The organism is Ruminococcus flavefaciens ATCC 19208 (assembly GCF_000518765.1).
In the GTDB taxonomy this organism is placed as follows: Bacteria; Bacillota; Clostridia; order Oscillospirales; family Ruminococcaceae; genus Ruminococcus; species Ruminococcus flavefaciens.
The window spans coordinates 1-14,843 of record NZ_KI912494.1; the positions used below are offsets into that span (position 1 = coordinate 1).

8 protein-coding genes are annotated in these 14,843 nt (G+C 42.0%); 6 read left to right on the forward strand and 2 right to left on the reverse strand.

From position 1 onward, the window contains the following. The coding region (locus tag L870_RS18095; RefSeq protein ID WP_037272792.1) for a leucine-rich repeat domain-containing protein at positions 1-3,002 on the reverse strand (3,002 nt) is incomplete at its 3' end. A gap of 756 nt (positions 3,003-3,758) precedes the next feature. On the opposite strand from L870_RS18095, the gene L870_RS0115685 reads away from it, so the two are divergent. Beyond that, positions 3,759-7,199 carry a lectin-like protein gene (locus L870_RS0115685; protein WP_028518945.1) on the forward strand — a complete coding sequence of 1,147 codons (3,441 nt, stop codon included), beginning with the start codon at positions 3,759-3,761 and terminating at the stop codon, positions 7,197-7,199. A gap of 559 nt (positions 7,200-7,758) precedes the next feature. Here the strand turns inward: L870_RS0115685 and L870_RS18100 are convergent. Then, entirely contained in the window at positions 7,759-8,214 is a 456-nt protein-coding gene (locus L870_RS18100) for a GNAT family N-acetyltransferase (RefSeq protein ID WP_028518946.1), read from the reverse strand. Positions 8,215-8,596: 382 nt separating this feature from the next. On the opposite strand from L870_RS18100, the gene L870_RS0115695 reads away from it, so the two are divergent. Genes L870_RS0115695 through L870_RS0115715 form a run of 5 tightly spaced genes read left to right on the forward strand, consistent with a single transcriptional unit; the run spans position 8,597 to position 14,841 of the window. After that, the gene (locus L870_RS0115695) at positions 8,597-9,055 is read left to right on the forward strand and encodes a hypothetical protein (RefSeq protein WP_028518947.1); all 459 of its coding nucleotides are present in this window, start codon (positions 8,597-8,599) and stop codon (positions 9,053-9,055) included. A 9-nt stretch (positions 9,056-9,064) separates the two neighbouring features. Next, positions 9,065-10,990, forward strand: coding sequence for a M13 family metallopeptidase (locus L870_RS0115700; RefSeq protein ID WP_028518948.1), 1,926 nt, complete (start codon positions 9,065-9,067; stop codon positions 10,988-10,990). 1 nt (position 10,991) lies between these two features. Continuing rightward, positions 10,992-13,403 carry an ABC transporter permease gene (locus L870_RS0115705; RefSeq protein ID WP_028518949.1) on the forward strand — a complete coding sequence of 804 codons (2,412 nt, stop codon included), beginning with the start codon at positions 10,992-10,994 and terminating at the stop codon, positions 13,401-13,403. Between the two features lie 10 nt (positions 13,404-13,413). Further along, positions 13,414-14,088 carry an ABC transporter ATP-binding protein gene (locus tag L870_RS0115710; RefSeq protein ID WP_028518950.1) on the forward strand — a complete coding sequence of 225 codons (675 nt, stop codon included), beginning with the start codon at positions 13,414-13,416 and terminating at the stop codon, positions 14,086-14,088. A gap of 39 nt (positions 14,089-14,127) precedes the next feature. After that, positions 14,128-14,841, forward strand: coding sequence for a LytR/AlgR family response regulator transcription factor (locus L870_RS0115715; RefSeq protein ID WP_080676493.1), 714 nt, complete (start codon positions 14,128-14,130; stop codon positions 14,839-14,841). Positions 14,842-14,843: the final 2 nt, after the last annotated feature.

Below are 14,843 nucleotides of genomic sequence, written 5' to 3' on the forward strand. Positions count from 1 at the left end.
CCGTTGAGGAAGAAGTCAGAGAACTGCTGTGAGCTTCCTTCCTCGTTTGCTTCTGCGAGAGAATGTCCGATGTACGGTACAGTTATATCTTCAATAGCCGAGCAGCCGCTGAATATATGATATCCTATACTTTCAGTACCTTCACTGATAACGATTTTTTTAAGTGAAGTACAATCGCTGAATACATAATCCTTTATCTTGGTTATGGTATCAGGAACGGTCAGCTCTGAAATGCCAGTGCCTGAGAACACATATGAACTGAGTTCACTGATAGTTGCAGGTATAACGATATCCGTGATAGAAGCACAGTTAGCAAATGCATATTCATCTACAGATGTAACAGCCTCAGGCATTACGAGCTGACCTTCGGGATATCTTACTTCTACAACTTTCTCCTTTTCATAATCATATACATCATATGATACGGTAGAGAATGAAGAACAGTTCCTGAAAGCACTCTTACCGATGCGCTTGATGGTCTGCGGTAAATTTACAGACTCCATATTGCTGCAATTTATAAATACATTGTCGCCTATGCTTGTGATCACTCCGCCGTTCTTTTCGTCACCTGCGTTTTCAATGACCGCATACTTGATAATTGAAGGATCTCTGAAAGGTGATGAACTGAAATCATACATATCGCCATATCCGCAGGCATAGAGGTATCCGTCGGGATAGAGCATATATGAAATATGTTCACCAAGTTCTCCTGTTTCGGCAATTATCTCGTCCTTTGTAAAGGAAGGAGCAGGAAGAGTCTGAGGTACAAACGCAGGTTGTGTTGTTACAGGCTGTGTAACTACTGCACCTGTTGCTGTACGTGATCTTCCGGGCTTATAACCGCCGTCAGGATTGCCTTCAGGATCAACTGTAATATCAGCTTCTATCGTTTTTTCAATATGACGGTTATCTACATTCACATAACCGCTTTCAAGAGTTGTGTCGCCATATTTTACAGTGTAACTATAATTACCCGGCAGACAATAGAATACAGCATTGCCGCTTCCGCCGACAGTACGCTCCTTGTCATCGAGCTTGACTACAGCTCCGGGGATATAGCCGCCGTCCGAACTGCTTATAACGTTGAATGTGGTCCTGAATCTGTTATAGTAACAGTCGCCCCAGCCAAAGCCTTTTTCCGACGAGAAATATGCGTTAAAGAAAGGAAGATTTATTGAGAGATCAAAAAGATTCCAGCTCTTTTTCTGCCTGAGAACACATACGTCCAGGTTGACCTTTATTACAAAGTCTGTTTTTGCTTGTATACAGAATTTGCAGGCGTGGTAATAGGATTTTGTCTCGCTGTCGTTTATAATAACATTATCGGGCGGTTCGTCCATGTTCTTAATGTATTGCTCAAACATCGCGCCGAGATCCGCTTCGGCTCTGATCCTTAAGCCAGCTTTGATGTCGAAGCCGAGAGCTGCAATGTTTTCATTTGCAACTTCAAGATACAGCTTCAGCTCAAGACCTGCGTAGATCTCGCCTGTGATCTTCAGACTTACACTGAAAGTCTTTTCATCTAAGATCGAAGATATCGGCGTAACTTCTCCGTCTTCATATTTAAATCCTCTTATATTGTCCCATTTTACGGTAAATGTGATCTTGCCCGAGAATTCCACGAAAACACGCGGAGAAATTTGTATTAAAGTACCCGGGATAGAAGTCGGTATAACGATCTTTGCAATTGTTGCTCCGAGAGACTGAACCTTTGACGATGTTGGTTCAGAATAACCGCTGCCCGAAAAACCTCTGGTAACAGTAAATGTAGGTGTTACCTTTACTGTAAGCTCGATCTTTGTTGTTCCGAACTTCTTGAAGAAATTGAAGTTAACGGAGATCGTTACTGTACCTGAGATCTTATCCGCATTTTTAACACTAAAATCCTCATACGGATCGTGCGGTGTGGTATCCTCGGTCTGAGGGTCAAATATCGAGTCAAGACTGAATGTCTTGCTTGCACAGTAATCGAATTTGAGATCATGCTGAGGTGCAACATACTCAAAATCAAATGAGCCGTCATCATTTACGACAACGTCACCGTTTTCATCTACATTCGGGAAAGATACGCCTTCATCTGCGGCAGAAGTGTCGATCTGAGCCTTGCTCATATTGCCGTCACTTTCTATCTTGATGAAATCAAACATATCTTCGATATCATCATTACCCGATACAGTTACTGTATCGCCGTCCTTTTCGATCTTTTCAACGCTTACAGCTATGATATTATCTTCATCAGGCTGTATATAGAGGTATTCACCCTTTTCGAGAGAAGCAACGCTCTCATCAGCATTGTCAAATACGAAAACATTATTGTCATAGTCGGCAGAGACAAGAGTATTCTGTTCCTCTGAGCTTTCTGCTATGACTGTGTCTTCATTGAGAACGAGGAAGTTAGTGGTTTCATCTTCGTCGAGATTAACTACCTGTTCCTGATCGAAGTCATTGATGTCCGTGGCAAGTATTTCTTGATATTCCTTGCTGTATCTGCTAAGGGTATATGGTTTGCCAACGGGGCGGTTCAGCGGATCAAAAAGCTGAGCCTTAACGAGATAATACCGGGGAAGCTTTGATGCATCAGTTTTGAGCTCGCTGTTGACAAGTTCGCCTGCTGAAACAGATGTTTCAACGCTTAGTACGTTTTCCGAAGTTTCATCATTGATGAATGAAACTACGATCTTTGCTTCTGTCTGCTGGGTAGATGCTATACGTACTGTTCCGGTTTCAATGTCAAATTCCAGAGATGTGATCTGGAACTGAGAGTTGCAGGCATTTTCTGCAAGTGGATTCTGTACTTCTTCTTCGGCAGCCGCGTGTTTGAAAAAGGTTCCAAGCGAATTGGTCGATTTGATGTCATAATCGCTTGATATAGGTCTTGTTTTTTCCGTGGCTGTCTGTGCTTCGCAACCTGCATGGGATAATGCTGCATGGGGCATGACAGTTGAAGTACACATTACTGCACTTATAGTTCCTGCAATGATCCTTTTTAGTCGTTTTAGCATGTTTCTACATTCCTCCTCAAAATAATTTTTGGTAATATATACCATTTATATATTATATTACAAAATATACAAAATGTCAATGTTGATTTAGACGAATTTTTGCATTTTTAGACACAAAACATTGACGCTGCAACAATTGTTATTCGTGGCAAAATAGGTAAAAATGTACTGTAGCCATATTTGGCGATATTTTTTCTGCCGGTGATATATGTATAATCATATGTCTTATAAAATACTGAGCATAAAGACGTCTCGCAAGCACAGCAGGGAATATGTAACGCGATAGGATAAATGCTGATCTTTCGGTAAATATGTCTGATAGAAATTCATGAGATCACTTTCGGATAAAAGTTTTGCCATTTCAAAAAGGTAAAATAACGAATTATTGCAAAGTCTTTGCTGAAAGATTTTCAAAAATAAATAATGTACGAAATATGTTACAATATCTATGGGAGATTTAAGGCCAATTATAGATCATAAGGTGTATCCGATATATTTATTTGAATTAGTCATGTTAACAAAACGCAATTATTGATGGAATAAATTTTTAAACAAATCTGCAAATAATACTGATTGACTTTTTAGGAAAGATAGTGTATTCTATACAAACATGACTTTTTAGGCTTTATATTATTTGAAAGGATATTAAAAATGGACAAACTTAAAGACATACTCATCAGCAATTGCTGTAATTCACATTATCTGCGATATCGAAAACATAACTTTTAAAAACAAAAACAGAAAGGAAAATTTTAAATGCGTAAAAAACTTAAAATTTCATTAAGTAAAAAAGCACTGTCATTCATGGTTGCTTCTTCATTAGCTTTTGTTCAAGCTTCGGCTATATTACCTGTCAATGCTGTAGCAGCTGATAATACTTCTGTTTCTAATGAAGCATCAAATATAATATATGGTGATGCTGATCAAGACGGAATGCTTTCGATCCATGATGCGGTTTTAATTGAAAACTATGTCATAGACAGTGAAACATATCCAATATCTGATCCTGTAGCTGCTGATGTCAATCTTGACGGCAATATTACTTTACATGATGCAGAGATAATACTTCAATATCTATCGAAAAGATTTGAAAAATTACCGTATAATAAAGAACTGCAATGGATCAATTACCCAGATCCTGCAAAATATGAAATCATAAATACAGGAATGAACTGGGATACAGCTAAAGAATACTGTGAGAGCAAAGGTGGGCATCTTGCTGCTATAACTTCACAAAGAGAGCAGGCGATGATAGCATCTCTTATAAAAGCAGATAATAAAGCTGCCGGAAATTACTGGATAGGTGCCTTCCGTAATAAGTATGAATGGGAATGGGTAACAGGAGAACCTATGACATATACAAACTGGAGAGAAGATGAAATACATGGACCACTTGATGATGTATTAGGAATATATGATGTATCAGGAGATTTAGACATATCACGATTCAAATATTGCTATTGGTTTGATGATACGCGTTTTAACTTCAACCCATTTATATGCGAATATGAAGAACCGCAAAGCCTTCAACAAGCAACTTCAATAACAACTTCTGCAGCATTTACTGACATAACAACTACTTCAACTACAACCAGCACATCGACTTCGTCAAGCACTACTTCTTCAACAAGCAGTACATCGACATCGACAACAAGCACATCTACTTCAACAAGCACTTCAACTGTGACAGCTACAATGACACAGCCTGTTCCTCCTGAGCCGCGCAGACTCGATATACAGGGGGAGATGACAGTTAAGGAAATGAGCATGGATGATATCGTAAAAGCCGGAATCAATCTTAATAATAAATCTAATTACCATGTTTTTGAGTATTCGGTAAAACTTACTTTTGAGGCTAAGCGAAATATCAATATAAAAAAATACAGTGCAACGTGTGCTGAAGATGGTGCTGTTGTTCCCGTAAAATATGGTTATTTAAATAGAGATGAACAAGAAGAACAGCAAGGAGATAATCAAGAAGAATATCTTCCTGCACCGACAATAACTATAGATGATGAACCTGTACAGGTAATTGATTACAGGGAAACAGAGCATGAAGAAATGTATATGATCATCACAGGTGAGTGCAAATGGCTCAAGGAGTTCTATGATGTACAGCTTATCGTGATAAATAAGGATACTGAGAAGGAAGCACTTACAAATTGTTCTGCTACACTTAACGTACTTGACGGTCTTACTTTGATGAACTGTCCAAAAACTCAGTCGATCGCTAAGCTTAACGCAGGTGACGCATATACAGTACACTGGTATGTACGCGGAGATAAAGCAGGAGATTATGACCTTACAGCTGATTTCAAGGGCAAAAACCGCGGCGAAGAATTTACATATGATTTTAAGTCACAGAACACACTGCACGTATACGCAGGTGATGCTTTGAAAATGAAGATATCACTTCCGAGATATTCATTCTTTGATGAGGATTATCCTGTTACAATAAGCTTTGAGAATGTATCAAATAAGCCAATATACAATATAGAGCAAAGAATAAACGGTTACATACAATCAGTGCAGAAGAGAAAATATATAGGTGATGAGCTTATATCTGCCGAACCTACCAAAACACTTAATAAAGAATTCTATAATGATATGAGCTATAGCGTCGGTCAGCTTGACCCGGGCGAAAAGGTGGTTGTCACCGTAGCTATTCATGATGTATGGAAATCAGTTATTGAAAAGGAGATACAGGATGCAAAAGCAGCTTCTGATCTTGCAATACTTTTGTCATCTTCAAAGAAAAATCAATATCTTCTTGCTATTAATTTGATATCAACTATTGGAAGAGCAACACTTGAAGGAATTGTGCCAGGACATATATTGAAGCATGTGAGTGTTGCAACACTGCATAATTCTACAACAACTATCCCATATGAAGTTGAAATAATTGATGTTGCAGATGATCTGAAAAGTAAGTATACAAAAAGTATGCTTGAGGAAGTTGCAAAAAGCTTATTGGCTTTTTCATTGAGTGAGCCCGGATTGGAATCTTATTCTGATCTCAATAATATCTGCATATTTATGAACGATGTTATTAAAAACGGAACGGAAATAGATAAAGATCTGTATCCTTTTGTAAAATTTCTAACATCAATTATGGACAAGGGCTCAATTGGTAATGCTCTTGATTTAGGAAACGATTTATATTATCGATTATATAAGCCTGAAGGAAGCGCAAAAGTTACATTCTTTATTGTCAGAGCTGACGGTACAATACAGTATGCGCCTGCTTCAAATGTAAAAGCTCCTGACAGATCTGCATATGAGGATTTCGACATTGATGTGATCGACGGCGAATATACTGTTGCTGAAAACGGAGATATGATATTTACCAGTGACGCATTAATAAAGATAACACCTAAAAAGGCTAATATAAGAGCAACGATAGGTGCTGTATCAGACGATGGCAAAGAAAGCTTCAATATCCCTGTTGTGGTTGTTGACGAGCATGAATGCAAGGGAGAGAATGTGATAATCGCTCCGCCTTCAGACGGAAACGGAGCAACTTCTGCTTGTTTCTGTGAAACCTGCGGTGAGCTTTTAGACTGCTCATACCTTCCTGAAGAAGCAGTGGCTATGCTCAGCAACGGTGAATGCTATAACGATATAAGAGGCGCTGTTGCCGATTATAAAAACTATGATGAGAAGGATATGAAACTCTATGTTTTCGGCAATATAAATATAGTCGAAGATGTAACGGTTCCTGAGGATATCATGCTTGTAATAATACCTGAAACCAAGATCACTGTTAACGATGGCTGCAAGCTTATCGCAAAGGGTGATGTAAAGGATTTCAGCGGTTACAATTACGATCTTAGCGGAAATGGTTCTATTTCATCAATTGTAACAACTACAGCTACAACAACTACAACTACAACAACTACTACTTCAACGACAACATCTGCTACAACTACATCGTCTACTTCAACAACATCAAAAACTTCATCAACGACAAGTACAACTGTTACAACGGGTTCAACATCTACAACAGAAACTAATAGCGGCAATTCTTCAAATAATTATGATGAACTCCCGCAGACAGGCAATAATTCAATGATTAATTTAGCATTTATTTTTGGTGCAATATTGCTTATCCTTGTAGGCGCTTCCTTTTTGATAATACCAAATTATGATAACAAGAAGAATAAATTTTTTCTTAATAGTTCAAAAATGAAAAGTTAACATATAATATACTATGTTTGAACTGATCACGTTTGGAAGAAATCAGAAAGTAAAGAGTTATACTACTTTTATTATTTTCCTACACTTCCTACGGTTTTAAGATTTTTTTGTAAAGGCAATAAGCGTCAAATCAGCTTTTCTCCTTGAAAAACAGGTGCCAAACAGGATTCTATCAAACCATGAGAAACTGCTGAAAATCCGTCAACGTAGGATTGTGGTCCGAGGACCATGAAATATACAAAATAAAGCTTTAACTAACAGAACCGCCATGTGGCGGTTCTGTTTTATGTATTTACATTATATCGGTGATATGATATAAGATTATGTTGAATTACATGGTAAAATAATGATGTTGTTCCCTTAAAAAATGAAAAAGCTGTTGAAAAACATGTGCAAGTCCGGGTCAATGCAAACGTGGAAAAATCACTTTATTCATCGCTCGAAATGACGATATATTCACAAATAAGCACTTCTGTTGATTGGGTTGCCGTGGTACACAAACATAACCTTAAATATAGCCTTAAACCTACGTGATTTGCCGAGTTTTGCCACTAAGTATTCAGTGCTTGGAGATTGACCAGCGCGGTCCTTCTTCACCGATAACTCCATTTAGAGCAAATCCACATTTCTCAAGCACTCTTTTTGACGCAGTATTTTCTGAATCGGTCTCTGCTTCAACTGCGGCGACCTTTGGATGCGCAAATGCCCATTCCAATACTGCTTTGACTGCTTCGGTCGCATAACCGTTATTCTGATATTCTTCTGAGATACCGTATCCAATTTCAGCAACACCGTTTGCTGAAAGTCCCTTGAAGCAGAGTTCGCCGATGTGTGTGCCGTTTTTCAGTTCGATCATCCAGATCGCATACCATTCCCATTGATCGGGATTACTCAGACATCCATTCAGCATTTCTGTGTATGCCATCTTCAGTACATCGACAGTCTGCGCTTCAATGAAATGTTCCATGATATCCTGCGATGAAGCGTAGATATTCAGTCTTCTTGTTTCGAGCATTGTATTCTCCTTTGGTCTGATTCTCATTTTGTACCATATCATTATATCATAATTTTTTTATTCCATCAAGTCAATAAGGGCAAAAATTAGCGGCTCATCGGAGTGAGCCACAGCCGGAAGCATCATAGTGATTATCCTTTGTTCTGTTCATTTCCTGTCTGGCGTTCTGAACTCCCTCCATGCGGTGAAGTTTTTGCTTCAGCAGGTATAGTTTCATCAGGGCTTGCAATCGTATCATTCAAGAATAGAAGAATATAACAGAAAGTCCATTTTAAAAAGGGACTTTCGTCATTTCACCACAAAAAGAGTATATTTCACCACATTATTCACAATGCCTCGTTTTTCTGTGCTATAATCAGAAAAAACGAAAGGATCGGTACATGTGAAAAAATTTCTTATTGCATTGATCGTTCTGGCTTTTGTGGGCGGAATGGCTTGGTTTTTCCTGCTTCGCCCCGAAACGATCTCACAGGAAACTCTTACACAGGACTTTGAAGCCCATCGTCAGGCTTACGAGGATGTTGCGTACTATCTCATAAAGAAGGATATCACCACTGAGATCAAAGATATCCCGATGGCAGGGAAACAGTATGACGGTGTCGAGTATGAGGATACAGATGAGTACCGTGCATTTATAGAAGCCATTTATGTTATCATGGAGGAAGATCACGATGCGATCATCTCTGACGGCGAAACTGTGGAGTTCGTGTATCACAGCACGGGCGGCAAGTTCCGAAAGCTGTACGGCTCGGTGATCTATAACGGTGAAAAAACAGTAAATGGCAAGGTCACTGTTCCGCTGACGACCGACGGCTGGCACTTGTATATCGCACAGGGGTAAGGTGATTCTATGCGCAGATATGTTTCTGTAATGCTTGCATCGGTACTGCTGTTGACGGGCTGTTCTGCCAAGATCGTGCAGAACGAACCAAAGCCCATTGACAATACTGTCTATACACGTGAAAGCGCAGGGATACGCCTTGAGGACGATTTTTACGGGTATATGAATTTTGATCTTCTGTACGGCGGCAAAATACCTGCCAATATGAACGAATTAAGCGCGGGACAGCTTGTAAACAAAAAAATCGAAGTTATTCTTTCCGATGAAATACTGACAATAGCCAGGGGCGAAGGTTATAGGAAAGGCAGCGATGAACAGAAAATACACGACCTGTATGAGCAGTTTCATGATGACGAAAAAAGAGAAAAAGTCGGTATTGAACCGCTTGAAAAGGGCCTTGCGTCGATTGAAGGTGCAAAGACGGCAGCTGAAATTGTTCGTGCCTGCGGTATGCTTTATACTGAATACGGAGTAGCTGTGCTGCCTGCGGTGTATGTATCGCAGGATCATTTTGACAGCAGCAGATACAGCTTATGTCTTGGACAAATGGAGCTTTTTTATTCGACCGATGAGCTTCTGAACGGCAGGGACAGCGCAGATGAGTTGCAGCGGCAGATGACAGAGCTCCTTGAAGCTGTCGGAACAGATGATGCCGATACCCTCGCTTACGATACGGTCACGATGCTGCTGGATATTGCAAAAAGCACTGCCGACCTCAACGTTAAGACAATGGAGGAAATGCACAATATCCGAAAGCCCGGTGAGCTTGATCCTCTGATCGCGTCTTATATCGAAACGCTGGGGCTTGGCAGACGCGATGTGATCGTGTATGACACGGAACAACTCGATAAAATATGCTCTTTGCTGACCGATGAGAATCTCGCGTTTTGGAAAGTGCTTGCGGAATGTGTACTGATATGCGAATACAAGGACTATCTTCCGCCGAGTATTTCCGAGTTCTTGAGCTCGGACAAAAGCTCCGACGAAGAAAAAGCTAAGAGCGTTGTGAAAAAGCTGCTTTCGGACGAGGTCGGAAATATCTATGCTCAAAAATATCTTGATGCTCAGATAAACGCAGCTGTCAGACAGATGACAGAGGATATTATCGCAGCATACAGAAAGGTCATCGAAACGTCGGAGGTATTGTCCGAAAATGAACGTGTGGAATGTCTTGCGAAAATTAACCATTTGACCGTAAATATCGGCTGTCCTTATGAAGAATATCACAGCAGCTCTACTGTTTCAGGGAGTCTGCTTGAAAGCGCTGTAAGTATAAAAAGTGCGGCAGTAAAAGATAACTTTTCAAAGCTTGATAAGAGTCCTCAGCCGACCGACTGGTATATGCCGCCGCAGACGGTCAACGCTGTCTGCCGTCCAAAAAGCAACAGTATTACAATTCCCATGGCATTGTTTAACGAACCGTACTTTGATGTCAATGCGGATTATTACACAAATCTTGGCGGACTGGGTTCAGTCATCGCTCATGAGATAGGCCACGATTTCGATGCGGAGGGTATCATTTACGATGAGTATGGAAATTACCGTCCCGAACGTAAGGGCAGCAACAATACGAATAGACTGTCCGATGAGATCGCAGCATATTTCGGCAGCAGGCAGGTCATGGGGACGTTCTATATCGATGGTGAACGTACAAAAGTTGAAAACGCAGCAGACCTCGGTGGCATGCAGGTTATAGTCTCCATGACTGACACCTCAGACGACCTGAAACGTATCTTTAAAAGCTATGCGAATATCTGGGCAACGCTCAGCTTCGATACCGATACGGCAGAGCACATCGCAGAGGACGTTCACAGCCCAGCGGAGATAAGGGTAAATGCCGTGCTTTCGTGTATTGACAAATTCTATGAAGTCTATGGTATAACGGAAACGGACGGTATGTATGTGCCGCCGGAAAAACGTGTAAGGGTGTGGTGATATGCGCTTTATTTTGAAAATGATACTATGTAATATCACGGTAAAGCCCCTTCGGACGGCTGTTATCGTACTGTGTCTTGCAGCAGTGTCACTGACATTTTCACTGTGCCTGACGATCAGCGTTTCTTCAAAGGTAGCTGTTGAGGAACAGGTACGAAGCGGAAACGGCAGAGCTGACATTGTACTGAACAGCAGCAGGGGATTTGAGGAACTCCCTGCTCTTCCCGACAGCTGTGACAGCCTGCCTGTTCTGCTTGCAGGCTCGTATTTTCAGATACATGATATCAACAATTACAAATACCTTCAGAAGAAAAACATCAAAGTCCTCGGAATTGATACAGCAAAGGCACTGGACTTCGGTATTATTTCAGAATGTACCGCACCGAAAGACGGTGAAGCGGTCATCAGCTACTCGGTGGCTCAGCGTTACGGCTATGAAGTCGGAGATACAATGACGCTGCCCTGTGCGGATATGACTGAGTTCACGCTAACGGTTTCTGAGATTATTCTTAACAAGGGCTTGCTTTCCATTATGCCACAGACGGTGATCGTTACTGAGAACACGGCGAGAAACTTTCTTTCCGAATCCGAAATAAAAGCGACGATGATCTATCTTGACGCACCCGACGGCATGAACTCTGAAATTGCAGAACAGCTTTCTGAAACATACCCCGAATTCATTGTTCAGCAGCTTACGGGAACAGCCGAAACAGAGGATATGATCGGAAGTCTGACAAGGACTTTTTTCATGCTGTTCATTGTGACATTTCTGATGATACTGTTCATCATTACGGCGTTTACAAAGAATATCGCCGCAGAACGGCTGTCTGTAATAGGAACGCTTCGGAGTATCGGTGCAGAAAAAAAGACTGCGGCGCTGACGCTGCTTGCGGAATGTGCAGTATACGGACTGCTGGGAGGCATTCTTGGAACTGTGCTGTTTTATGCTCTGAAGGATATGCTTGTGGGAAATATGCTCCCTTCTGTGAACGGACTTGGCGGTAGCGTTTTCGTTCCGTTTTACATACCGCCGTCAGGGCTTCTGCTCTCTGCGGCGATAAGCTGTACGGTATCTCTTGCGACTGTTATACGCACATCTAAAACTCCAATAAGGGACATTATTTTCGGCGACAAGGACAGTATATGCCGTCCGAAGAATAGTTTGGCAATAGTTGGAGCGATGCTTGTGATCTGTGCGCTGATATTTTGTTTTTCTCAGACAGGATTCATCGCTTGTATCGCTGGTCTTGCGGCTTTTGTCATCGGTCTGTGCCTTATTGTTCCGAAGCTGCTGTCTGTTGTATCGGAATTTGCGGCAATGCGCACAAACGGCGGCAGTATGCCAGTACTAAGGTTTGCTTTGATACAGTCTGGAACTAAAAAAACAGCCGTCACGGGAACGATCATCTGTACGGCGGTCATGCTTCTTGCTTCCTCTCTCTACATCCTGTCGTGCTCGGTGGATAAGCTGTATTCGGTGAGAAATTACGACTGCGATGTTATTATCCGTGAACTTTCCGAACGTTCGGAACGCTATAATACTATCACCGCAGACAGCAGAGAGTTCATCTACAACACTGAGGAAACAATGCAGATAAACGGCAGAAATGCAAATGTCAATATCTTCGGATACGACGGCTTCGAGATGTTTTCAGGAATTCGTGATCTGCCTGAAAATCCCGCTGAAAATGAAATTGCGTTTGACAAGCTGATGATGAAGCGGCTCGGTATCAATGAGGGCGATAAGGTTACTCTCACGCTGAAAAGCAATACCATTCGTCCCGAAACTCTGACCCTGACGGCGGTATCGGGCATCGACAGCATCTATTTCGATCAGCGGTGCAATGCGGCGGTCGTAAGCCTTGACACCTACAAAAGCGTGTATCATGATTATCCGTCAACTCTGCTTGCAAAGGGCAACGCCGAACAGATACACAGACAGCTTATCGACAACGGCGCAGAATTTCGGTCGGTGGAGGAATACTATGCCGCTTCGGACGAGGATTCAAAAAGCATCACGGGATTGCTGAATATACTTGCGGTCATGGGGATACTGCTTGCGGTAGTATCAGTTTCGGGCGAGCAGATGATAGGGGTTACCCAGCGCAGGCATGAGCTTGCTGTACTGCGTTCACAGGGAATGAGTATAAGTCAGCTCTCAAAAATGCTGCTCATAGAAACTATGCTGACCGTGATCCTTCCGATATTGATCTTCGTGTGCGCAGGACATATAGTCGTACTGTTCATCACGAAAATGCTGAGCAGTTTTGACATGAATATCCCGATCAGCTATGAAATAACGAAACTTGCGGCGTTTATCGCAGTTATGTCGGTATCGGTTGTAATGACCGTGCTGATACCGATTCTTTCGCTTAGAAAAATGAACGTTGCTGCCGAGTTGAAACAGGAATAGGGGGAGCAGAATGGATAATATCATAGAAATAAAGGGTATCTGCAAGAGCTTCGGCGAGAAAGACAACCGCATACAGGTGTTGAACAACGTGTCACTGACAGTCATTAAGGGCGAGTTTATTTCGCTCATGGGCGCATCGGGCAGCGGCAAATCCACGCTCCTGTATCTCATTGACGGAATGGATACTCCAGACAGCGGAGAGATCATTCTTGATGGCAGGGATATTTCTAATATGCATGATAAGGAGTTTTCAAAACTGCGGCGTGAGGGCATGGGCTTTGTGTTTCAGTTTTTCAATCTGGTACAGAATCTCACGGTTGAGGACAACATTCTTCTGCCCCTCGTCATGGACGGCAAAAGTCCCAAAAAATACCGCGAAAGGCTGGACAGTATCCTTGATACGGTCGGACTGTCTGACAAACGGAAAAGCTATCCGAACCAGCTTTCGGGCGGTCAGCAGCAGCGATGTGCCATCGCAAGGGCTGTGATATATGAACCTAAGATACTCCTTGCCGACGAACCCACAGGTAATCTCGACAGCAAAAGCGGTACGGAGATTATGGAGCTGTTCAGTCGTATCAACAAGGATAAAGGCATAACGATACTAATGGTGACACATTCGGTGGAGTGTGCGAAATATTCCGACAGATTGATACAACTTTCCGACGGGCAGATCAGCCCTTGAAAACAGAAGGCAGATATGCTATACTGAAACAGGGTGATAATGATGCGAATAGCCGTTTGCGATGATGAAAAATACTTTCGTGATACCATATGTGAAGCAATAAATGCCTTTTATCAGAGCCTTGATGTTTTTTGCCTGCCCTTTGAAAGCGGTGCAGAATTGATCACAGCCTTTGAAAAGGGTCAGCGTTTTGATACCGTGCTTCTCGACATAGAAATGCTGCCGCCCGACGGTATGGAAACCGCAAGGCGTCTGCATGAGTTTTCGCCTGAACTGCCCGTGATATTTCTCACGAGCCATACCGAGCTTGCAATGGACGGCTACGAAGTCGGGGCGTTCAGATTCTTGCAAAAGCCTGTTGTCAGTGAAAAGCTGACACAGGCACTTAAAGACATCGGGCAGATATACGGAAGGAAAAAGACTGTCTGTATCAAGGAAAACGGTGAGGAGTATTTTCTCACGCCCGATGATATCATATACGCCGAGGCTGACAACAACTCTGTGCGTTTCATCACGGCGGATCGTGAATATCACATGAGGATCAAGATCACTGGAGCACTTACGATGCTTGATACGGCTTCCGACAGTTTTTGCAGGGTACACCGCTCGGTCATTGTCAACCTCGCCCACATAATCAGCCGCAGTGACAGAGAGGTAAGGCTTGACAACGGTATCGTTCTTCCAGTCAGCAAAAGCTACGGTGATGAACTGAAAAAAGGACTGATGGAATACATACGTATGAACGCAAGGTAGGT

Coding starts and splice junctions, on each gene's coding strand:
- L870_RS0115705 (WP_028518949.1), top strand. CDS start 10,992: ATGCGCTTTATTTTGAAAATGATACTATGTAATATCACGGTAAAGCCC.
- L870_RS0115715 (WP_080676493.1), top strand. CDS start 14,128: ATGATGCGAATAGCCGTTTGCGATGATGAAAAATACTTTCGTGATACC.
- L870_RS0115685 (WP_028518945.1), top strand. CDS start 3,759: ATGCGTAAAAAACTTAAAATTTCATTAAGTAAAAAAGCACTGTCATTC.
- L870_RS0115700 (WP_028518948.1), top strand. CDS start 9,065: ATGCGCAGATATGTTTCTGTAATGCTTGCATCGGTACTGCTGTTGACG.
- L870_RS0115710 (WP_028518950.1), top strand. CDS start 13,414: ATGGATAATATCATAGAAATAAAGGGTATCTGCAAGAGCTTCGGCGAG.
- L870_RS18100 (WP_028518946.1), bottom strand. CDS start 8,214: ATGCTCGAAACAAGAAGACTGAATATCTACGCTTCATCGCAGGATATC.